This window comes from Sphaerospermopsis torques-reginae ITEP-024 (assembly GCF_019598945.1).
GTDB lineage: Bacteria > Cyanobacteriota > Cyanobacteriia > Cyanobacteriales > Nostocaceae > Sphaerospermopsis.
Genome location: NZ_CP080598.1, coordinates 2944276 through 2967586, shown reverse-complemented (window position 1 = coordinate 2967586; position 23311 = coordinate 2944276). Strand labels below are relative to the sequence as shown.

General features: G+C 38.5%; 19 protein-coding genes and 3 pseudogenes. 13 read left to right on the top strand and 9 right to left on the bottom strand.

Annotated elements, in window-relative coordinates; genetic code table 11:
• The first annotated feature begins 93 nt into the window (after window positions 1–93).
• Window positions 94–855, top strand: a complete 762-nt coding sequence (locus K2F26_RS13815; protein WP_220608291.1) for an armadillo-type fold-containing protein — start codon at window positions 94–96, stop codon at window positions 853–855.
• Between the two features lie 114 nt (window positions 856–969).
• Here the strand turns inward: K2F26_RS13815 and K2F26_RS13810 are convergent.
• Window positions 970–1278, bottom strand: a pseudogene (locus K2F26_RS13810) (ATP-binding cassette domain-containing protein); the annotation flags it as partial.
• 37 nt (window positions 1279–1315) lie between these two features.
• A complete protein-coding gene (locus K2F26_RS13805) occupies window positions 1316–2080 on the bottom strand; it encodes a WecB/TagA/CpsF family glycosyltransferase (RefSeq protein WP_220608290.1) in 765 nt (254 codons plus the stop codon).
• Window positions 2081–2374: 294 nt separating this feature from the next.
• On the opposite strand from K2F26_RS13805, the pseudogene K2F26_RS13800 reads away from it, so the two are divergent.
• The 7 genes and pseudogenes from K2F26_RS13800 to K2F26_RS13770 all read left to right on the top strand — a co-directional run.
• A pseudogene (locus tag K2F26_RS13800) lies at window positions 2375–2584 on the top strand (response regulator transcription factor); the annotation flags it as partial.
• 15 nt (window positions 2585–2599) lie between these two features.
• Window positions 2600–3679, top strand: a complete 1080-nt coding sequence (locus tag K2F26_RS13795; RefSeq protein ID WP_220608289.1) for an RNA-guided endonuclease InsQ/TnpB family protein — start codon at window positions 2600–2602, stop codon at window positions 3677–3679.
• Between the two features lie 79 nt (window positions 3680–3758).
• Window positions 3759–4271 (top strand): annotated as a pseudogene (locus K2F26_RS25200) (LuxR C-terminal-related transcriptional regulator); the annotation flags it as partial.
• A gap of 111 nt (window positions 4272–4382) precedes the next feature.
• A complete protein-coding gene (locus tag K2F26_RS13785) occupies window positions 4383–6056 on the top strand; it encodes a SpoIIE family protein phosphatase (protein WP_220608288.1) in 1674 nt (557 codons plus the stop codon).
• Window positions 6057–6059: 3 nt separating this feature from the next.
• Window positions 6060–6485 (top strand): ATP-binding protein, encoded by a 426-nt coding sequence (locus K2F26_RS13780; RefSeq protein ID WP_220608287.1) that lies wholly within the window; start codon window positions 6060–6062, stop codon window positions 6483–6485.
• 461 nt (window positions 6486–6946) lie between these two features.
• Window positions 6947–7387, top strand: a complete 441-nt coding sequence (locus K2F26_RS13775; protein WP_220608286.1) for a hypothetical protein — start codon at window positions 6947–6949, stop codon at window positions 7385–7387.
• Window positions 7388–7725: 338 nt separating this feature from the next.
• Window positions 7726–12630: a beta strand repeat-containing protein gene (locus K2F26_RS13770; protein ID WP_220608285.1), complete on the top strand. Its 4905-nt coding sequence runs from the start codon at window positions 7726–7728 to the stop codon at window positions 12628–12630.
• Between the two features lie 101 nt (window positions 12631–12731).
• Here the strand turns inward: K2F26_RS13770 and K2F26_RS13765 are convergent, their stop codons facing one another.
• Both K2F26_RS13765 and K2F26_RS13760 read right to left on the bottom strand, forming a co-directional pair.
• Window positions 12732–13142: a ketosteroid isomerase family protein gene (locus K2F26_RS13765; protein ID WP_220608284.1), complete on the bottom strand. Its 411-nt coding sequence runs from the start codon at window positions 13140–13142 to the stop codon at window positions 12732–12734.
• 148 nt (window positions 13143–13290) lie between these two features.
• Window positions 13291–13812, bottom strand: coding sequence for an orange carotenoid protein N-terminal domain-containing protein (locus K2F26_RS13760; protein WP_220608283.1), 522 nt, complete (start codon window positions 13810–13812; stop codon window positions 13291–13293).
• A gap of 299 nt (window positions 13813–14111) precedes the next feature.
• On the opposite strand from K2F26_RS13760, the gene queG reads away from it, so the two are divergent.
• Both queG and K2F26_RS13750 read left to right on the top strand, forming a co-directional pair.
• Window positions 14112–15083 (top strand): tRNA epoxyqueuosine(34) reductase QueG, encoded by a 972-nt coding sequence (queG, locus tag K2F26_RS13755; protein WP_220608282.1) that lies wholly within the window; start codon window positions 14112–14114, stop codon window positions 15081–15083.
• On the top strand, window positions 15058–15693 hold the full coding sequence (locus K2F26_RS13750; protein WP_220608281.1) for an HAD-IA family hydrolase: 636 nt from the start codon (window positions 15058–15060) through the stop codon (window positions 15691–15693). Before queG ends, K2F26_RS13750 begins: the two co-directional genes overlap by 26 nt.
• A gap of 96 nt (window positions 15694–15789) precedes the next feature.
• On the opposite strand, the gene K2F26_RS13745 is transcribed toward K2F26_RS13750, so the two are convergent.
• Window positions 15790–16554, bottom strand: a complete 765-nt coding sequence (locus K2F26_RS13745; protein ID WP_220608280.1) for an ABC transporter ATP-binding protein — start codon at window positions 16552–16554, stop codon at window positions 15790–15792.
• A gap of 338 nt (window positions 16555–16892) precedes the next feature.
• Here K2F26_RS13745 and K2F26_RS24790 point away from each other — a divergent pair, with 338 nt between their 5' ends.
• Entirely contained in the window at window positions 16893–17030 is a 138-nt protein-coding gene (locus K2F26_RS24790) for a hypothetical protein (RefSeq protein ID WP_246605359.1), read from the top strand.
• 213 nt (window positions 17031–17243) lie between these two features.
• Window positions 17244–17381, top strand: a complete 138-nt coding sequence (locus K2F26_RS25340) for a HepT-like ribonuclease domain-containing protein (protein WP_367890340.1) — start codon at window positions 17244–17246, stop codon at window positions 17379–17381.
• Window positions 17382–17473: 92 nt separating this feature from the next.
• On the opposite strand, the gene K2F26_RS13730 is transcribed toward K2F26_RS25340, so the two are convergent.
• The 3 genes from K2F26_RS13730 to K2F26_RS13720 form a co-directional block, all read right to left on the bottom strand.
• On the bottom strand, window positions 17474–18691 hold the full coding sequence (locus K2F26_RS13730) for an ABC transporter permease (protein ID WP_220608278.1): 1218 nt from the start codon (window positions 18689–18691) through the stop codon (window positions 17474–17476).
• A gap of 135 nt (window positions 18692–18826) precedes the next feature.
• Window positions 18827–20278 carry an efflux RND transporter periplasmic adaptor subunit gene (locus K2F26_RS13725; protein WP_220608277.1) on the bottom strand — a complete coding sequence of 484 codons (1452 nt, stop codon included), beginning with the start codon at window positions 20276–20278 and terminating at the stop codon, window positions 18827–18829.
• A 508-nt stretch (window positions 20279–20786) separates the two neighbouring features.
• Window positions 20787–21380 carry a TetR/AcrR family transcriptional regulator gene (locus tag K2F26_RS13720; protein WP_194053276.1) on the bottom strand — a complete coding sequence of 198 codons (594 nt, stop codon included), beginning with the start codon at window positions 21378–21380 and terminating at the stop codon, window positions 20787–20789.
• A 360-nt stretch (window positions 21381–21740) separates the two neighbouring features.
• Here K2F26_RS13720 and K2F26_RS13715 point away from each other — a divergent pair, with 360 nt between their 5' ends.
• Window positions 21741–22625, top strand: a complete 885-nt coding sequence (locus tag K2F26_RS13715) for a tetratricopeptide repeat protein (RefSeq protein WP_220608276.1) — start codon at window positions 21741–21743, stop codon at window positions 22623–22625.
• 222 nt (window positions 22626–22847) lie between these two features.
• Here the strand turns inward: K2F26_RS13715 and K2F26_RS13710 are convergent, their stop codons facing one another.
• Window positions 22848–23252 carry a response regulator gene (locus tag K2F26_RS13710; protein ID WP_220608275.1) on the bottom strand — a complete coding sequence of 135 codons (405 nt, stop codon included), beginning with the start codon at window positions 23250–23252 and terminating at the stop codon, window positions 22848–22850.
• Window positions 23253–23311: the final 59 nt, after the last annotated feature.

Genomic DNA, 23311 nt, shown 5'->3' with positions numbered 1-23311 from the left:
CAAAAGCGGAAAGTCCATGAATCAAATATAATTCTTGAGAAGTGGGCATTCTGTCCGCAAATCAAAAAATCTGATATCAAGTAGGTAAGAACTGTGACACAGGCTTTGTCTTTTTGGCGGCAATTAATCAACCAGCTTCCAGAGATCAAGACAGGAAACCCAAAGCAACGAAAATTCAAACGTTTCTCTGAACCTGGAAGGATTCTTGGGTTTTTGACAATCATCGTTGCTATGCTGTTTTGGAACTGGAAGTTGCTGTTAGCACTTGCAGTTGGCATTGGAGTAATGCTCATCGCTTATGCAATACCTAAATGGAACTGGCAAATACACTGGTTAGAAATACGCAGGTTTTTAAACAGTGCTAACAGTCGGTTAGCTTTAGCAGTTGCTAGTGGTGGTATTGCTACTTTTATGACTTATATGGCCGCTGCCATTTGGGTTGATTCTTCAAGTCTCTGGTTGGCTGTTGGTGCTATTTTGCAAGGGTTTGGGACATTACTAACTTTAATTTTGTTGGTGTGGCAAATCTTCAGCTTTCACGGAAATCGAGAGGAAGAGCATCTGGAACAAGTGTTAAATAACTTAACAGAAACAGATCCTTTAAAACGCTTGCTTGCTGTGCGCCAACTAACTAAATTCATCACTCGTAAACAAGTTGATGCTTCAGTAAAGCAAGATGTTATTGAATGTTTGCAACTTTTACTGAGTAGGGAAGAAGAAGCGGTAGTTCGCCAAGCAGCGTTGAATAGTTTGCAAACCTTAGATGGATTACCAATGCTACTATCCAGCAGCGCCAAACCTCTTGTACCTATATCTCAAAAAATCTCTACAACTGTTAAGCAAGAAGTGCATTAGCTATCAATTGATAATTGACAATTGACAATTGTTTCATTCAAGGTTTAAACCTCTCCTTGCCAAGATCAGAAAACCAGAAAAAATTTCTTATTTTCCAATCTTATTACTTCTAGTATAGTCTTGAAAAATAATTCCGATGCGACGGCGTAACAATGATAAGCGATCGCCCCGCAAATTTGCTACATTCAAATCATCAACAATTACCTCTTGACCATACAACAACTTTAAAAAGGTTGATTTTCCCGAACCACTAGGACCTGTAACAAAGAGAAATTCTCCCTTTTTGATATTGATACTCACATTGAGCAGGGCATGATAACCGTTGGTATACGTCTTGGTGACAGAGCGTAACTCTAGCATTGTCCCAGCTTGACTAACCTGCTGTTGACTGTCTGTTTCTTCTGTTATGTAAACTGTTGACATTTGTAAACATCCTCATCACCAATCACCAATTACCCCATCAGTACCCAGCACTGTGTATACTGCTGTGAGTTAAGCGATAAAACAGGGCTTTGAAGACAAACTCAGGCAAAGCCAGCATTCGTCGCCAACGCCAAGGCTCTTGATACAAACGATACAACCATTCTAAATTGTTATTTGTCAACCAACGGGGAGCGCGAGATTTTCTCCCAGACCATATATCAAAACTACCACCAACCCCGATCCAAATGGCGTGGGGACAAAAATGGCGGTTTTTAGCTATCCATAACTCTTGACGTGGTACACCTAAACCAACAAAAATAACTTGTGGTTGCAACTGGGTTAAAGTTTGCTGTAATATTTCTTCCTCTTCTGGGGAATGATATCCAGAGTGGGTCCCTACTATATTCAAATCTGGTATTTGCTGCTGCCAAAACTCTGCGGCGGTTGCGGCTACTCCCGTAGCTCCTCCATAGAAAAATATTTTGGTATCTGTTTTTTGTTGGCCGATTTCCTGTAACAGTTTTTCTGCTAATTCAATTCCTGGACAACGTTTTACTTTTTGCCTTAATAAATACTGCAAATACAAAACCACCCCTGATCCATCTGGAATCACCAGATCAGCATTTTGAATTACTTCTGCTAGGGAGCGATTACGCTCTGCTTGCATAGTCATTTCTGAATTGAGTGTGACTACTTGAGTTCCCCTACCTTCTTGGAGGCATTCGAGCAACCAGCCGGGATAATTTGTCATCACATGAACTGGTAAGCCCAATACTGAAAATTTTGTGGATACTTTATACATAGTATATTCTTATGAGATTTACACCAAATTATTTAGAAGCTTAGTTTATCAAATTTTTTCCCACATGGATTGTACATATCAGCTTACTTTTAGCTCCATTCTTGTTTGACTGAAGAAAAATCTGCTTGCTCAAGAAACAACATCTCTATATATCTGTATCAAGGTATTCATTATAGTTAAAATTATAGCCTTCCTGACCTTTTGCCCATTTCTGCAAGCAAAGCATTTTCTGATCATTTCATGCTTTTTAGGCGTGAGGATGTAAAACTGAGTATTAACAAGCATAAGTTAACTATGAGTAAAATTCGCATCGCGCTCATTGAAGATCATGATCTCACTCGTGTGGGCATTCGGACAGCACTCCTACAAAAAAAAGAATTTGAATTTGTCGGGGAAGTTGCCAATGCTGCTGAAGGACTAGAAATGCTAAAAAAATTACAACCAGATATTGCTATTGTCGATATCGGTTTACCAGACAAGGATGGTATTAAGCTAACAAGAGAGTGTTGAGGTCGAGCAATGCTTTTATCTATCAAAACAAAACTCAAGTTAAACAAAACCCAGGAAATATTAATGGCTAAACACGCTGGTATAGCAAGGTTTACCTATAATTGGGGTTTAGCTACTTGGCAGGATTTGTATAAAGATGGATTAAAGCCAAACAAATATATCCTCAAAAAATTCTTTAATAACCATGTAAAACCTGAATTGGCATGGATTAAAGAAAAAGGTATTTGTCAGAAAATCACTCAATACGCCTTTGATCGTTTAGGTGAATCTTTCCAGAGATTTTTTAAAGGACAGTCTAAATATCCCAACTTCAAAAAGAAAGGGAAAAATGATAGTTTTACAATTGATAATGGTGGTAAACCAATTCCTGTAGGTGGTACATCAATAAAACTACCAACAATTGGATGGGTAAAAACTTATGAAGGATTACCTCACACCACCTGTAAAAGTATTATTATTTCCAGGACTGCTGATAGTTGGTATATAGCCTTTTCTTATGAACAAGACTGTCAACCAACTATTAAAAAACATGATGCTGTTGGTGTTGATTTGGGAGTAAAGGAACTAGCTACACTAAGCACTGGTGTTATATTTCCTAATCCTAAACACTATAAACAGAATCTAGCTAAACTACAAAGATTATCTAATATCTACTCTAGAAAGGCTAAAGGTTCAAGCAATAAGCATAAAGCCAAAATTAAACTAGCTAGACATCATGCAAGAATAGCAAACCTGAGAAAAGATACTCTTCACCAAATCACTACTTACTTATGCAAAAACCACGCTCAGATAGTAGTAGAAGATTTGAATGTTTCAGGGATGTTATCAAACCATAAATTAGCCCAAGCAATAGCTGATTGTGGGTTTCATGAGTTTAAGCGTCAGCTAGAATATAAAGCTAAAAAGTTTGGTTGTGAAATTATAATTGCTGATAGATTTTATCCATCAAGTAAAACCTGTTCTCACTGTGGACATAGAAAAGATAGTCTTTCTTTATCTGAAAGAATTTATCACTGCGAGAACTGTAGTTTTGAGATGGATAGGGATCTGAATGCTGCAATTAATTTATCGCGTTTGGCTAAAGCGTGAAAGTCTACCGAGGGATAACTGCTCCCATGCTCCCGTTGAAGTAGAAAGTAAAGTCTAGTTTTGTCTAGGTTTTATATAGCAGGTGAAAAGCATTGCTGAAACTGAAGAGTTAAAGACCAAAGTGTTAATTTTGACTTTACAGGATAATAAGGAATCTGTGTTGGCAGCTTTTGCCGCCGGGGCTGACTCCTACTGTATGAAGGATATCAACTTTGATAATTTGCTGGAAGCAGTGCGAGTAACTGACAACGGCTATGCATGGATTGATCCGGCGATCGCCAAAATAGTGTTGCAACAAGCACAGCAAAATCCAACTCAACCAGCATCTGCATCCTCTAATACTAAAAATGTTGTAGACTCTTCAGCATCAGCGGAAAATCAGCAGCCAATAGAACCTTACAATCTGACAGAAAGGGAGTTAGAAGTATTACAATTAATAGTCGAAGGTTGTAGTAATGCTGTCATCGCCGACAAGCTATTTATCACAATTGGGACTGTAAAAACTCATGTTCGCAATATTCTTAACAAGCTATCTGCTGATGACCGCACTCAAGCGGCAGTACGGGCTTTGCGTTCTGGAATCGTGGGCTAGTAAATGCTAATAAGTGATCTCATGTACGGCTAATTACTGAACATCAATAGTTTTTTCCTGTTCATTGTTAAGAGTTCCCTGCCATAAAAGTATCTAAAAATATGGTCAAATATGACTGAGAAAGAGGTAGAAAAGCTCAAGCTCATGGTGGTAGATGATGAGCCAGACAATCTGGACTTGCTCTACCGCACTTTTTGGCGAGACTTTAAAGTATATAAAGCCATTAATGCCCATGATGCTTTGGCAATTTTAGATCAGGTGGGGGAAATGGCTGTGATTATCTCTGACCAAAGAATGCCAGATATGAATGGCACAGAGTTTTTCAGTCGCACAGTGGAACGTTTTCCTGATACAATTCGCATTTTAGTGACTGGTTTTACGGATGTTGAAGATTTGGTGGATGCAATTAACTCTGGTCAGGTATTCAAGTACATCACTAAACCTTGGAAACCTGAACAACTCAAGGCATTAGTTGAGCAAGGACGAGATACTTATAATTTGGTCAAAAAGCGGACAACAGAACTCCGCCATGCTCTGAAAAGAGAATCTTTATTTAATGCTGTAACCACAGCAATTCGAGAATCTTTGGACTATGACAGCAGCTTACAAAAGATTGTGGTTACTATTGGACAAACATTTGCTGCTACCAGTTGTGTATTGAGATTAGTAGAGGGCGATCGCCTGACACAAAACCAGTTTTCCTATCATGCTCCTCACTCCTTAGAAATCACTCCACCTCTAGACTCTATCTCTTTAATTACAGAAGTTCTCCACACCCAAAAATATCAATTAGCTCAAGATACTTATGATCAAAATCCTTATTACTACCTAGTTGTACCCTTTAGCTATCAGCATCAATTACTAGCTGTAATGACTCTCTATCAAGGGGGAAGTGAACAACTTTGGCAGGATGAAGATATTCAACTAATTACAGGTGTAGCAGAACAAGCTGCTTTAGCTCTCTCCCAAGCTAAACTCTACCAAAGTCTGCAAGAAAAACAACAACAAATCCGGGTTGAATTGCAATTAGCTCGGCAAATTCAAAATAATCTGCTCCGTCAAACCTTACCAAAAATTGATGGTGTAAAAATACAAGCTTGCTGCTACCCAGCACGGGAAGTAGGAGGAGATTTTTTTGAAGTTTTTGTCCATCCTCAAGGTGACTTGTGGCTCGCTGTTGGTGATGTTTCCGGTAAAGGTGTACCAGCGGCTTTATTTATGGCCAGTGCTATTTCTCTGTTGCGTCGGGAATTATCTCAGGAATCACCAGCGGAGCCGAATATTGTTATGCAAAATCTCAACTATGCTCTAGCTGATGACTTAATCAGTAACAATTATTTTATTACTCTTGTTATTGCCAATTATAACAGAACTACCCAGGAACTTGTCTATGCTAATGCTGGTCATATCTATCCTTTCTGGTGGTCAAAACCAGTAACTTTAGCTACTCAACCCCATTACCTGACAATCCGCAGTGTTCCTTTGGGCATTTTACCCCAATGGCAAGCACAGTCAGGGCGCTTAATTCTCTCTCCTGGAGATACCCTACTATTAGCTAGTGATGGAATTACGGAAGCAAAAGTATCAATAAATTCAAAATATTCTGAAAAAAATGATAGTAGCACTATGCCTAATAACTTTTTTATGCTCAAGCAAGAAGGTCTTTGGCAAATTATACAAGAGCAACCTCAACCTTTATCTCTTGAAAATTTACTCACTCGTATTCAAACAGATAATCATGTTCAAGACGATGACCAAACTATACTCTCTCTGGAGGTTCTGTAATTCATGAAAAGTGAGCTTCATGTGCCAAGTGACTTGATTTTTGTCAATATTGTCGAAACTTGGTTGCTAGGATGCTTGAAAATCCATCTGGGAGACTCTGTAGATTGGTCAGAACAATCAGGTCGTCTGCGTTTAGCATTGGTTGAAGCATACACTAATGCTGTACGTCATGCTCACAAAGACCAGCCTAGCTTGCCAATTTTACTGCGTTTGGAACTCAATGATTGCAAGTTGGCGCTCGAAATTTGGGACTATGGTCAAGGTTTTGATATATCTACCTACTTTCCTCCCCATCCTAGTCAAAAACAAGAAGGTGGTTATGGGTGGTTAATTATGAATCGTCTGATGGATAAGGTAGAGTATCGTTTGCACGTTAATGGTGCTAATTGTCTCAAGCTGGAAACTACGATACCCAAACAGGTTAACTGACCGGGAATTTTAGATTTTAGATTTTAGATTTTAGATTTTAGATTTTAGATTTTAGATTAAGTAAGTCGGCAGGAAAAAACAGAGGTATGTAAAAAAATGTAAAATTCCTCCAAACCTCTTCCCTCCTACCTCCTGCCTCCTGCCTTGTCATAACGACAATTTTTAACGCCTACCTACTTAACAAATTTGGTACGCTCTCCTTTCCTTCAGGACGAGACAATACTCGCTGCGCTGCGTACACTTCGCTAAGGTAAATCCAAAATCGAATGATCAGCTTTTAGCTGACAACTTTGGTAATTTATTAAGAAATATGAATAAAATTAATAACTTTTGCTAAATTTATTTGATTTATTAGTGATATTTATCAAATAATTTAAGATACAAGGCTGCTTTGCAAAATTAGGAACCCGGTTTGGGTAATCAAAGAGCCTGAAGTTGATATTAAATTCATCACCTTGCTTATGAAACCTTTATTTTGCCTATCACCCCGCTATCGTCTTGATGATGAATCTCGTTGGTTAGAAGGTATTGATCCTAGTCGTCATTACTGGATTGCGGTGAATGGAGAAAAAAAGGTAACATTAGCTCTACCAGGGTTAATAGTTTCTTCGATAGAAGAGTTTAAACAGGTGATTCGCAAGTTTCGTTCTTTACAACCAGGCGAAATCTTGAATCTGGCTAGAATTTCTAGCCGTTGTTTAATTCGCTGCATCAGTAATAACTGCTATGCTATAGAAGCAGAAGTCAATCATGCTCCTGTTTGTCATCTTTTTGACCAAGAAACTTTAGAAAGTTTGTTAATGACAGCACATCCAGACTGGCAATGTGCGCCATCGGATATTGACTTAGGTAGAAAATTGTTGTTGCGTTCTTTGGCTCAACCAATTTTTAGTAAGAGTTAATGTATTGGGTTTTATTTACAACTTCAGATCCTATCTTTCGTAGAGGTTTAGCATTGCTAAACCCCTACAATGCTGTTCTATTTACAATCAAAATAATCGTGGATAAAAGTCTGAAACGACGTATTTTATTGAAAGTATACCATGATTAAGGGGTTTCAAACCCAAAATTTTCAATGATACTATGTATTAATTAGTGAGGAGTGGGAAAGGTTAACAGCTATTTTCAGCCCATACTCTGAGATAAGTATAAAAAATATAACTATTTTCAGAAAATATACTACTAGCTTAGAAAAATTACACTTTGTTAAAATGTGTAAAACTTATACAAGCTCTATTTCATGATTACTTTACTCAACGATGCCCTAACGCTGACATACAACCAACTGAGCGTCTTTTCTAGTTTAAATATTTTCTGGCAGGTTTTAGACACGGCTTTTGGCACACAATACAACCGTACTGTAGCTGAAATTCTGCGTTTACAGTGGCAAGCGGGTGATTTTAGTCAACTTCCGCAAATTGAGATTCTTGATAGCAGCGTTCTGGGAACTGCTAACGGTGCTTATGCAAGTAGCACGAATAAGATTTATCTATCAAATACCTTTGTTGCTAATGCCACATCAGCAGATATTAGTAGAGTTTTATTAGAGGAGATTGGGCATTTTGTAGATGCTCAAATTAATACATTGGATAGTGATGGAGATGAAGGGGCGATTTTTGCTGAGTTGGTACTTGGTAATAGTCTGGATGCTGTAACCTTGGAGGCTTTGCAAAGAGAGAATGACCACGCCACAATTACGCTAAATGGGCAAGTTATTCAGGTAGAACAGCAGAATTTTACTGGTACGTCAGGTAATGACAATCTTCCGGGAACTACTGGGAATGATAACATTTATGGGTTAGCAGGGAATGATACCCTCAATGGTGGAGATGGACAAGATCGTCTAGAAGGAGGAGATGGAGATGATCTTTTGTCTGGAGGTGCTGGGGATGATGGCAATTACTGGAATGATTTCGGTCTCTATGGTGGTGATGGCAATGACACCTTAAATGGTGAAGCTGGTAATGACAAACTTTTTGCTGGTAATGGTAATGACATCTTAAATGGTGGTTCTGAAGATGATTACCTTGATGGTGGTGCAGGTAGCGATACCATTGACGGTGGTTCGGGAAATGATACCCTGAATTTGGATTACTCCACTCAAATCACTCCTATTACTATCACCTATACCGATACTCAGGTAGTTACATCTGGGGTAGGGGATACGTTCAAAGCGATTGAAGGAGTTAATCTGCTCAGTGGTAGTGGTGCTGACAATCTGAACTTTATTGCCACCAGTTTAAATAGTAACATTCAAGGTGGTGGTGGTAATGATTTTATTGCTGTTGGCAGTGGTAATGATCTCCTCTATGGACAAGACGGTAATGATACCCTGAATGCTGGAGGTGGACAAGATCGTCTAGAAGGAGGAGATGGAGATGATCTTTTGTCTGGAGGTGCTGGGGATGATGGCAATTACTGGAATGATTTCGGTCTCTATGGTGGTGATGGCAATGACACCTTAAATGGTGAAGCTGGTAATGACAAACTTTTTGCTGGTAATGGTAATGACATCTTAAATGGTGGTTCTGAAGATGATTACCTTGATGGTGGTGCAGGTAGCGATACCATTGACGGTGGTTCGGGAAATGATACCCTGAATTTGGATTACTCCATTCAAATCACTCCTATTACTATCACCTATACCGATACTCAGGTAGTTACATCTGGGGTAGGGGATACGTTCAAAGCGATTGAAGGAGTTAATCTGCTCAGTGGTAGTGGTGCTGACAATCTGAACGTTATTGCCACCAGTGTGAACAGTTACATTCAAGGCGGTATTGGCAATGATTTTATTGCTCTCGGAAGTGGTAATGATTCGCTCTATGGACAAGACGGTAATGATACCCTGAATGCTGGAGGTGGACAAGATCGTCTAGAAGGAGGAGATGGAGATGATCTTTTGTCTGGAGGTGCTGGGGATGATGGCAATTACTGGAATGATTTCGGTCTCTATGGTGGTGATGGCAATGACACCTTAAATGGTGAAGCTGGTAATGACAAACTTTTTGCTGGTAATGGTAATGACATCTTAAATGGTGGTTCTGAAGATGATTACCTTGATGGTGGTGCAGGTAGCGATACCATTGACGGTGGTTCGGGAAATGATACCCTGAATTTGGATTACTCCATTCAAATCACTCCTATTACTATCACCTATACCGATACTCAGGTAGTTACATCTGGGGTAGGGGATACGTTCAAAGCGATTGAAGGAGTTAATCTGCTCAGTGGTAGTGGTGCTGACAATCTGAACTTTATTGCCACCAGTGTGAACAGTTACATTCAAGGCGGTATTGGCAATGATTTTATTGCTCTCGGAAGTGGTAATGATTCGCTCTATGGACAAGACGGTAATGATACCCTGAATGCTGGAGGTGGACAAGATCGTCTAGAAGGAGGAGATGGAGATGATCTTTTGTCTGGAGGTGCTGGGGATGATGGCAATTACTGGAATGATTTCGGTCTCTATGGTGGTGATGGCAATGACACCTTAAATGGTGAAGCTGGTAATGACAAACTTTTTGCTGGTAATGGTAATGATCTACTACAAGGAACAAATGGCGGGGCTGGTGAATATGACTATTTAGAAGGTGGTTTAGGTAGCGATCGCTTTATCCTTGGTGATGCAACTTGGATTGGTTACGATGACGGTAATAATAGTACCACCAATGGTGACAGTGACTATGCTGAAATTGCAGACTTTAACACCACTGAAGGCGATGTTATTCAACTTCAAGGAGGTATTAATTATCTTTTAAGCGTTTCCGGTGCAGACACTCAAATATTCATTGACAAACCTGGAACAGAAACCGATGAACTCATTGGTATAATCAAAAATCGAACAGGCTTGAGTCTAACAGCTAATTACTTTGTCTATAATCAAAACCAACCTAACATCACTCTAGCCGTATCTCCCAGTAGCGTCACCGAAGATGGAACAGCCAACCTAGTTTACACCTTCACCAGAACGGGAATTACCACCAATGCCTTAACCGTTAACTACAGCATCGCTGGTACAGCGGCTAGTACAGACTATACAGGTGCAACACCAGGAACAGGAAAAACTATCACCTTTGCAGCAGGTTCAAGTACAGCAACACTAACAATAGATCCCACCGCAGATACCACCGTTGAAAATAACGAAACCGTAGCTTTAACATTAGCTACAGGAACAGGTTACACCGTTGGTACAACCACAGCCGTCACGGGAACTATTAACAATGACGATACTAGCGTTACCTTAGCAGTTGCACCCAGTAGCGTTACGGAAGACGGTACAACCAACCTCGTCTATACCTTTACCAGAACTGGAGTTATCAGCAACGCCTTAACCGTTAACTATGGCATCACTGGTACAGCAGCTAGTACCGACTATACAGGTGCAACACCCGGAACAGGCAAAACCATTACCTTTGCAGCAGGTTCAAGTACCGCAACACTAACAATAGATCCCACAGCAGATACCACAGTTGAAAGTAATGAAACAGTAGCCTTAACATTAGCTGCTGGTACAGGTTACACCATTGGTACAACCACAGCAGTCACGGGAACTATTACCAACGATGATACTACAGTGACTTTGGCAGTTAGTCCCAGCAGTGTCACTGAAGACGGTACAAACAACCTCGTCTATACCTTTACCAGAACTGGAGTTATTAGCAACGCCTTAACCGTCAACTACAACATCGCTGGAACAGCAGCTAGTACAGACTATACAGGTGCAACACCCGGAACAGGAAAAACAATTACATTTGCTGCGGGTGCAACTACAGCAACCTTAACAATAGACCCCACAGCAGATACTACATTTGAAAATAATGAAACAGTAGCCTTAACATTAGTTGCGGGTACAGGTTACACTGTTGGTACAAATACAGCAGTAACAGGCACTATCACCAATGATGATGTTGCACCGTCTGTCACCATTAACCTAAATGCAGACCAGACAATAGTTGAAGGTACAACCAGTCCTCAGAACGTCCAGTATACCGTTACCCTGTCTGCTGCCAGTACCCAAACGATCACTGTACAGTACACAACTAGTAACGGTACAGCTATAGCAGGGTCAGATTATACCACTATAACCGGAACTTTGACCTTTAACCCTGGTGTTACCAGTCAAAATATCATTATCCCCATTATCAATGATGCTATCAATGAAGCCAATGAAACCTTTATAGTCACCCTGAGTTCTCCCACTAATGCCAGTTTAGGAACTAAAACCACTGCTACCACAACTATTACTGATACCCTAACTGCTTCTGCTACCACAACTTTGCCCGCAGGTGTGGAAAATCTGACTCTCACGGGAACAGCTACTATCAATGGTACGGGTAATGCAGGTAATAACGTCCTCAGAGGTAATAGTGTTAATAACGTTCTGACAGGTGGAAATGGTAATGATACTTATGGTTTTGTAGCCAATTCTGCTTTAGGAACTGACACAATTACAGAAATAACAACTGGGGGAACTGATACTATTGACTTTACTGGCACGACTGCTGGTGTAAATGTTAATTTGGGTGTGATCACATCACAAACTGTCAATAGTAATCTCAAACTCATTCTTTCTGCTAACAATGTCATTGAAAATGCCACTGGTGGATCAGGAAATGATCGGTTAACAGGTAATACACTGAATAATATCCTCAGTGGTGGTGATGGCAGTGATCAACTGCAAGGGTTAGCGGGAAATGATACCCTTCAGGGAGGAGCAGGTAATGATATTCTCAATGGAGGAGGTGGAAATGATAACCTCTGGGGAGGACTGGGTGATGATATCCTCACAGGTGGACTAGGTAATGATCAATATCTCTTTCAAAGTGGTAGTGTCTTTAGTACGAGCTTAGGCGTTGATTACATTAGCGAGTTTGAAGCCGGACTAGACAAGATTGTACTCAGTAAAACTACCTTCAATGCCATTACTAATGCTGTAGGACAGAGTTTAACTGACTTTGCTGTGGTTACTGATGATGAGTTTGTCAACGCTAGTAATGCCCGAATTGTTTATAGTCAAGGTTCTGGTAGTCTGTTCTATAACCAGGATGGTAATGTTTTAGGTGCAGGAACAGTGTTTGAGTTTGCCCGTATAGGTAATGTTGATATCACTCTTAGCAGTAGTGATTTCAGTTTGGTTGTGTAGTCTTTAGAGGAGACAAAAACAGTTTTCTCGTTCCCATAATACAGAATACGGGAGCGAGAAAATTTATCAATTGTCAATTATCAATTGTCAATTGTCAATTGTCAATTATCAATATATTCTTTATTTGGTGGACGCAGGGAAAGTAAATCTTGGGGTGAAGCTAAAAGTTTGATTTGGGCTGTGATTATTTCCTGTTGTGGGTTGAGAATAAATAACCATAAAACATTAACACTACACCAAGAAGTGTGTGCTTTACCTGTAACTTGAATTTGGATTTTTTGATCTGCTAAATTTTCGATAATTCCTTGTTGGGGTTCGGCTTTAATGTCTTGCGCTTCTTGAAAAAGATAGGAAGCGATCGCCTCTCTTCCCATCACCGCAGACTCCAAAGGTGGATACATCAAACCATCTTGAGTAAATAATGCCGCAGTATTTGTAAAATCACCTGCGTTTAAAGTGGTAAAATAACGCAATATAGTTGGTTCTGTAATTCCTTCAATAGTAATATTCATATGAATTAGGTGACAGTTGACAGGTGACAGGTGACAGTAAAAGAGGGAATAGGGAATAGGTAAACTACTAATATAAATAAATTATTCCCAAGTAATTACCTGGGAATAAAAATTGAAAAAGACATTGAGGTTGGGAGAATATCAGCAATTAGTCAGCTAAAGGATCAACACCCATATCTGTAACTACTTTGCGGAAAACTGTAATTTGCTGACCAAAATCTAATTCTTTGAGAGTTTGTAAAACTTGTGCGCCATCACGAGAAATCTGATAACCTGGTGGTACTGGTACTACAAAACCTTTTGCCATTAATTCTGCTAATTCGTACCAGAAAGCTAACTTGGTGTTAGGACTGAGAATACCGTAAGAACGAGAAACTTGAGTATTTCTTTGAGCAGCTAAATCACGCATCGCTTCCAACTGCTCTGCATGAGGCATTTGTTTAATTTGATTTAACAAACCTTCTGCCAATTGTAATCTAGCTGCACCTGTAGCGGCTGGGGTAATGGATTTACCCATTTCTGTGTATGCGTACCACAACACTGCTAGTTGGTCATCAACGCTGAGGGCTTTAAATACAGCAATGGTTGAAGAGACAGCATCAATTGTTTGGTTGCTGTAGTTAAAAGCACCAGAAAAGCGGGTTGAAGCTGAATCAGAAGTGAAAGTCATTATATTCACCACAGTTTATTAACTAAATTTGTTGTTAATCAGTGGGAGGTGGGCATCACTCTGGGTTGCTTGACCTCTTGTCAACTATTTTGCATTATTTCTTAACAAAATGCAAATAAAATTTACAAATCATAGAGTTAAGGAGATCAAATGAAAATATTTACGATATTGTGTATAATCTCAAAGTTGTTTTTCTGATTACTCCTACTATTCCTTTGTGTACTTTCTTTATGTACTTTGCGTACTTTGCGGTTCATTAACACAAAAACTTGGCAACTACACCAGGAAGGAGTGTAAACATGAACGAGTGTGCCTTAACTAGCAGCGTCATCAAAGAGAAAGCCCAAGAGATAGGCTTTCACAAAGTGGGTATTGCTGCTGTAGAAGGGGTAGACGCTACAGAGGTTCAAAGGTTGCAAGCATGGATGGAGATGGGTTATCACGCTGATATGGAATGGATGGGAAACCCAAAACGTCAGAATATTAGTTTGGTAATGCCAGAAGTGCGATCGCTGATTTGTGTGGCGTTAAATTATTACACACCGCATCAACATCAAAAAGGGCAAGAATACGCGAAAATTTCCCGTTATGGCTGGGGAAGGGATTATCATAAGGTACTGCACAAGAAACTAAAACAACTGGCTACCTGGTTAGAATCACAGGGTGGAGGTATAAAAGCCAGATATTATGCAGACACAGGACCAGTACAAGATAAAGTGTGGGCGCAAAAAGCTGGTATTGGTTGGATTGCCAAAAATGGTAATGTAATTACTAGAGAGTATGGATCTTGGGTATTTTTAGGAGAAGTATTAACTAATATCGAGTTAGAGAGCGATCGCCCAGCTACCCAACATTGCGGTACTTGCACAAGATGTATCCAAGCTTGTCCTACTGGGGCAATTACGCAGCCTTTTGTAGTAGATGCTAATCAGTGCATTGCTTATCACACTATTGAAAATCGAGCAGAAACATTACCAGAAAATATCAAAACTAACTTGCATGGATGGGTTGCGGGTTGTGATATTTGTCAAGATGTATGTCCTTGGAATCAGCGTTTTGCTCAAATAACTGATGTTACAGATTTTTACCCATATCCTGAAAATTTAGCACCCAAGCTGGTAGAATTAGCGCAAATCACAGATGAGGAGTGGGATAGACGATTTACAGCATCAGCCTTGCGACGCATTAAACCCGAAATGTTACGAAGAAATGCCGGTGCTAATCTTGACTCATCTAGGCTAAAGAATGACTCAGAAAGTAATAATCTTTGATTTTGATGGAACAATTGCAGATACAGTAGATGCTCTTGTAAATATTGCAAATCGTTTAGCTGTAGAGTTTGGTTATATACAAATCTCTGCTAATGAACTGACTGTATTAAGGAATTTAACCGCTAGAGAAATTATTAAATATTCAGGTGTTTCTTTGTTAAGAATACCTTTTTTAGTAAAAAAAGTGAAAGGTGAATTAAAAACCAAAATCAAAGATTTAGAATCTATACCAGGAATGCCAGAAGCACTCATAGAACTCAAAAATCAGGGATATAGATTGGGAATTATCACTTCTAATTCTCAAGAAAACGTGAGTGAATTTCTCAAATTTCATCATTTAGATGATCTATTTGAATTTATCCATTCAGGAGTAACAATTTTTGGGAAAACAACTATAATTAATAATGTATTCAGACAAAGGCAAATCAAACCACAAACAGTGATTTATGTGGGAGATGAAACCAGAGATATAGAAGCTGCTAAAAAAGCCCATATTAAAGTTGTTGCTGTTACTTGGGGTTTTAATTCTCCTGAAGCATTAGCTAAGGAAAATCCTGATTTTTTAATTGATCATCCCAGTGAATTATTAGAAGTGGTGAAACAATGTTAAAACAGGTAATTGGTAATTGGTAATTGGTAATTGGTAAGAATAACCTTTTGCCTTTTGCCTTTTTACTGTCACCTGTCACCTAACTCCTGGTGTAAATTAAGCAGCTACGAGTTGATGTAACTCTTTTGGTGTTAAGTGAGAGTGTACAACTTTTCCATCACGAAACCAAACAATGCGTTTAGTTTGACTAGCAACTTCCGTTTCATGAGTCACCATCACAACTGTAATTCCCGTACTATTTAATTCACCAAAAATATCTAAAACTTCTTGAGTAGTGCGAGAGTCTAAAGCACCGGTAGGTTCATCTGCTAAAAGTACCACAGGACGGTTGACAATTGCACGGGCGATCGCTACTCTTTGTTGTTGTCCTCCTGATAACTGAGTAGGTTTATTATTTAAACGTTTTTCCAAACCAACTTTTATTAATGCTTCCGCAGCGCGTTCTTTTCTTTCACTAGGTTTTACCCCAGCATAAACCATTGGTAACATCACATTTTCTAAAGCTGTGAGTTGGGGTAATAAATGAAATTGTTGAAATACAAAACCCAGCTTTTTATTTCTAATATGTGCTAAGTCCTGATCATTCATTTGGGCAACATTGATATTATGTAAATAATAATTTCCCGAACTGGGACGATCTAAACAACCGATAATATTCATCGCGGTTGATTTTCCCGAACCAGAAGGACCCATAATGGCACAATATTCACCTTCATGAATAGATAAGTTGATATCATTTAATGCTTGTACTTCCGTTTCCCCCATTCCGTAGACTTTAAATATATTTTCTAGACGGATAATTTCTGGTTTGGGTTCAGAGTTGGGAGACAGAGAATCATGAATAGTGAGAGTATTAGACATAGACATTTAATTTTCTGTTAATTTTTTAATGGTTAGTTTACAAAAGTGGTTTTCTGTAATTATCATATTATAATGTAAATACAATCAAATGACAATTAAGTAGGTTAGGATTAATTAAATCCTGGAAAATCATTAAAGTCTAACCACGAAACTTCTTGCAGAAAAATAAGGATAAATAGTCAAGTATGAACCGTGAAGAAGTTTTACAAATTCTCAGAAAACATCAACAGTAATTACAAAATTTAGGAGTAATATCTTTGGAGTTATTTGGTTCTGTTGCTAGAAATTAAGCTCATGCTAATAGTGATGTAGATTTATTAGCAGAACTATCTGAATCTATGAGTTTATTTCAGTTTATTGAAGCTAAACTCTATATTCAGGACTTACTAAAATGTGAAATTGATCTGGGAACGAAAGATGCTTTACGCGAACATTTACGCCAACCAATTTTAAAGGATGTTATTTATGTCTTCTAGAAATTGGCAACTTCGTATTCAGGATATTCTCACAGCAGCTTAGAGGATGTTTTAAAAGTCACTGATGGTGTATCAAATATTTATAGATCCCCCTAAATCCCCCTTGAAAAGGGGGACTTTGACTCTAGTTCCCCCCTTTTTAAGGGGGGTTAGGGGGGATCAGGGGGGTGCCTAAAATCACGATCCAAAACTTTTCAAACACCCTCTTATAATATTAGAGAATATACTCAAGGATTGACATTTGAGAATTTTTCTGAAAATAAGCTGGTAGTAAAAGCAGTGCTTTATGATTATATGATCATAGGTGAAGCCTCTAGACACATTCCCCAACATATAAAAGAACGATATTAGGATGGAAATTTGCTCCTAAATCATAGCCATTTAATATCACATCCTGTAAATCCTTAAATCCCGGAAATCCTAATTCAGACATTTTAAATTATCTACGCACTCCTCAACGCCACAATAGGATCAAGTTGTGCCGCACGACGCGCTGGCACAACACCAAAAAATAAACCAATTCCTCCAGAAATACCCACCGCCATACTAATAGAAACAAAAGAAATACTTGCTTCTAAAGGACTGATAGCAGCCACTAACATTATACCACCAACACCCACAGCAGTCCCCACCAAACCACCAATTACAGAAACAATAACCGCCTCAATCATAAACTGAAGTAAAATATCTTGTTGGGTAGCACCTATGGCTTTTCTTAAACCAATTTCTTGGGTACGTTCAGTCACAGAAACTAACATAATATTCATAATTCCAATACCACCAACAAACAAAGAAATAGCCGCAACTCCTGTTAACATGATAGTCAAAGCACCGGAAATTTGACCAACTGTTTCTAAAGCATCTTTTTGGGTACGAATAGTAAAGTCATTTTCCCCCACTAATTTATGTCTTTGTCGCAGTAAATTAGTGATTTGAAATTCTGCTGCATCTACACTATCAGCATCTTTAGCAGAAGCAACAATATAAGTTACTTCTAAACCATAAGGTGAGGTTTTACCCACTAAACGATTTGCGGCTGTAATAATTGGAACTAATGCAGAATCATCATAATTTACACCCAAATTTGAACCTTTTTCTGTTAAAACACCAATTACTTGAAAGCTGGTATTTTTGATTCTAATTTGTTGACTAATAGGATTTTTATCACCAAAAAGTTTTTCTTTTAATGTCGCACCTAAAACCACAACTTGGTTACTGCGCTTCATATCTATGTCGGTGAAAAATCTACCCGTCGCTACTTCAAAATCACGAACTTTTAAAAAACTAGGAGTTGTACCAATAATATTCACATTGGTATTTCTGTTTTTATAAGTAACAACCTGTCTACTATTTAATTCTGCTGTAGTTTCTGCTATTGTGGGAACTTGAGTATCAATTGCATTCGCATCTTCTAAAACTAAAGTTCTCACAACATCTCTAGAAACTCGCTGAACTTCTTCATTACCAGGAATCACAAATAAAACATTGGGACCCAAGGAGTTTAATTGATTGTCAACAAATTTTTGTCCACCTTCACCAATACCAATCATTGCAATTACTGAGCTATTACCAATAATAATTCCCAGCATTGTTAAAACAGTTCTTAATTTATTTGATAACAGGGTTTTACCTGCCATTTGGACACTTTCTAAAAAATTCATAAGACGTTTGATTTTGGATTTTAGATTTTGTATTGGTAATTGGTAATTGGTAATTGGTAATTGGTAATTGGTAATTGGTAATTGGTAATTGGTAATTGGTAAAAACTCTTAACTGTCACCTATCACCTGTCACCTTTATTTTTTAATCTTGTAATCTTTAGGAGGATTAACAAATATCAAATCTCCCGTTTTTACTCCTTCTAAAACCTGAGTTTCGTTTTTAATTTGTGTACCAATCGTAATTTCTCGAAACTGGGGTTTATTATTTTCATCTGGTACTAATACCCCGGTTTTTCCATTTTCCGTGAGAATAGCAACGGTGGGAATAGTTAAAGCGTCATTAATGCGATCGCCCAAAAATGTCACATCCACATTTAAACCAGAACGCAATTTATCCACACCACTATCAATATTTATCCGCACCTGAAACGATGTTACACCTTGTTCTACAACTGCTTCAGGAGCAATTAAACGCACACGCCCTTTAAACACTTGATCTGGATAAGCATCAGCAGCAATTTCTACTTCTTGTCCTTGTTTAATTCTCCCAATATCAGTTTCAGGAACATTCGCCAAAATTTCTAAACCTCTAGCTAAAGCAATAATTGAAGTGGAAGTAGCAGAAGCATTACTAGAAGCGGAAATCGCAGGACTAACATAACCTCCTAATGTGGCATATCTTTGAGTCACAATTCCGGTAAAAGGAGCGCGGATAATTGTATCTTCTAATTGTACTTGTTGCTGTCTTAATTGAGCATTGGCAGCAGCTACAACTGCTCTCAAACGAGTAATTTCTTCAGGACGACTACCATTTTCTAACTTTCGCAATGCTTCCCTTTCTTGGGTAACTACTGCTTCTTGTCTTTTGATATCTTCATCACGGTTTCCAGCTTTTTGCAAAGATAATCGCCTTTGTGCTTCTTCTAAACTGGCTTTTGCTTTTCTATCTTCAGTAATGTACTGGTCTAAAGTATCCTGAGAAACAGCACCTTCTTTAGCTAAAGCTTGGTAACGCTTAACTCTGGATTGAGTTAATTCCACTTGCGCTTTAGCTGCATCTACCGCAGCCCTAGCTTGATCAATTTCCTGATTACGATTACCAGCACGAATTACAGCTAACTGAGCTTGTGCCTGTGCTAACCTCGCTTTTGCTTGGGCAATTTCTTCAGGACGACTCCCTGCTTCGCTTTCTGCTAATTGTGCCTTGGCCTGTTCTAAGTTAGCTTGATACTGAAGTATCCGCATTTTGATTTCAGAATTATCCATGCGGGCTATAATCTGTCCTTTTTCGACTTTTTCCCCCTGTTCAACGTTTAATTCTGCCAATAATCCCGGACTTTTCGGGCTAATATTCACGCTTTGTACTGGTTGCACTTTCCCACTCGCTGTAATCCTCACGGTGACGCTTTTTTCTGTCACTGGAACTGTGAGTTTACTAATGTCTTGTTTTCGGTTTTCTGGGTTCGCTATTTTGATCGCTGTGGTTGCACCAATTATTAAAATACCAGATGCCATTATTCCCGTTAACCAGCGCAATGGGTATTTTATTTTTTTGCCTATCAGCGGAATTTCTATGTGAGTAGTCATGATATTTTAGAGTTTAGATTTTGGATTTTGGATTTTGGATTAATCAGATTCATCAAAGGATAAATATAAATTATAAATTAAATATTCAATGTTTTACTGCTCATGTTATTTGCTAAGTTAGTTTTTCTTAAAACAGAAATTTTTAACTGAAAATTCTCAACTAAAATTTCATCAAGGCTATTTAAATTTTAATGCTTTTTTCCTGATTTTCCAATCAATAATTTAAATGTGATTCATATAAATTATCAACTTCAATAAATCCAGATAAATTTATTGATATGATTGGTTTTATTGATTGATTTGGATTTATCTTACCTATTAATTTTATAGTCAGCCATCACCTGATCGGGTGACTTGACCTAACCTGTGAATAAAACCAGCAAATAAAACCTATGAACTTTTCGTCAGTCAACTGACTTGACCAATAAAATGCAAGTAATCACTTATTAATTGCCCAAAAAAATATCTTGGGAAAATATCTTGGGAAAATATCTTGGGCGTGAAGTGATTAATTTTCAATGGGTGAAATTCCTTGCCAAATAATCTCAACTAAGTTCTGGACAAACTTTTGCTCATCTGCGGGTACATCTCCTTTGGGGTGCATCTGCTCTAAAAACACAAAGTTCATCAGTGAACCTAACAATATCATAGCAATAGTTTGGGGATCACAGGGGCGGATTCTGCCATTTTCTATTTCCTTCTCTAAAAATTTGGTAAATGTTTTCAAATCTCGGCTAGGTCTAGAATCTGCTCGATTGAACATTTCTGGCAATAAATTACCACGCGATCGCAACATCATCAATCGTGGCATCACTTGACGATTGAATTCTAAAATCTCTAGACTCAAATCGCTCAGATTTTGTTTCAGATTTCCTTTTCCTACCACAGCATCAAGTTTTTTTCCCCAAGGTGATTTCTCAGGTATCCCCATTGATGCCAAAAAAAGTTCTTCTTTGGTAGAGAAACGTTTGAAAATAGACGCTTCTGAAATCCCTGCCTTTTGAGCAATTTCTAAAGTAGAAGCCCCAAAACCTTGCTCCAGAAAGATTTCACGGGCTGCATCTAAAATTTGCTGATTGGTGATTTTTGCTATCCGTCCCATAAATAAGTATGTAATTACTTATTAAAATACCTGATTTCAAAATATATGTCAACAGGGCATTGGGCGATTAAATTTTGGATTTTGGATTTTGGATTTTGGATTGTTTGGATTATCTCCAATCTAAAATCTAAAATTTTCTTCACCAATCACCAATCACCAATCACCAATCACCAATCACCAATCACCAATCACCAATCACCAATCACCAATCACCAATCACCAATCACCAATCACCAATCACCAATCACCAATCACCAATCACCAATCACCAGTCTTCTGTAAAATTTACCTGTCGTCTACGGTGGAAATCGTCTAAGCTAACGGTAAAGATGAATTGATTTGTGGCTAAGAGGCGGTAGTGTGCCAAAACACCTTAATTTTATTTCTTTTCTAATTGTCTGTGGTTTATGGAATCTGCCCCAAGCAGTTCACGCACAGGCACTAATACCTCATACAGTAGAGATTGATACAGCTAAGTTAGAGAAGCAGGGTTTGAGCTTGGCTCAAGAAGCTGCTCAATTAGCTCAATTTCAGCAAATTGATATGGCTTTACCCAGAGCCAGGCTGGCGACTCAATTGGCTCCTAAAAATGATAAAGTATGGTTCCTGTTAGGTGGATTACATTTGCAGACAAAAGAGTTTGATGCAGCGATCGCCGCTTTGAAAAAAGCACAAACTCTCAATCCCAAAAATGCGGATGTTCTTTTTGCTATAGGTTCAGCTAATTTTCAGAAAGAAAATTATCCAGCTTCAGCCAACTATTATCAAGCTGGGTTGAAGTTAAAACCCAATGATCCAGAAGGCTTGTTTGATCTGGGAAATGCTTATTATATGTTAGGTCGTTTACCAGAAGCGATCGCCAAACTTAATGAATCTGTATCCCAAGATAAAAAATTCTGGCCAGCAGTTAACAACATTGGCTTAATTAAATACGAACAAGGGGATGTTGAAGGCGCAATAAAGAAATGGCAAGAGGCAATTGCTATTGACAAAAAAGCAGCAGAACCTTTATTAGCACTAGCAGTAGCACTGTATACTCAAGGCGATAGCCAACAAGGTTTAGCAATAGGGCAAGAAGCACTCCGCCTAGACCTACGCTATGCAGAATTAGATTTTCTTAAACAAAACCTTTGGGGTACACGCCTGTTACTAGATGCTAAAAAATTCTTGGATTTACCCCAAATGCAATCAGCCCTATATCCACAGGAAGATGTAATCATACCCGATCCAGCAACTCCACGGTAGAGACCTTTTCCCCAAAAAGTCCCAAAAATCTCCCGCTACACCCCTGGGGTTAGCGGAGAGAGGATCAAGAATACTTGCCTAAATTGCCTCATTTATAGTACATATATTCTAAAGAGACAGAGAAGTAGTCCAAAATAGAGAATTAGCCCAAAATACAAAATATTTCCCCATATTTATGGGTGAAAGTTATGGATGAACCCTGTTAATATCAGTGATCAATACTCAAGACTCCTCTTTGGGTAGAAGTGCCATGATTTGCTCAACAAATTGCTCATGGTCAACAACTGGTTTTGAGATGTAGCCATCAGCACCACTTTGTTCAAGAAAGTTCTCGCGATCGCCTTCCATAGCGTGTGCAGTCACCAAAATTACAGGTAAATTTGCGGTTGTTGGGTCAGATTTTAACATTTGTGTAATTTTGATACCATCAACAGACTTGCCTTGATAAATACTACGTGACAGAGAAACATCCATTAAAATCAAATCAGCTTCCCCAGCTTGGGCAATTTTCATTACTTCTTCCACATCTTCCGTGTGTTTTACCCCCAAGCCACCACGTTTGGTCAAAATCTTGGAAAAAACACGAGCATTAATCAAATCATCTTCGACAATTAAAACTGTTTTCATGAGAATTTAAATTAGGGTGGATATGGGAGGATGACAAGCAATATTGGATTTCTGCTTTG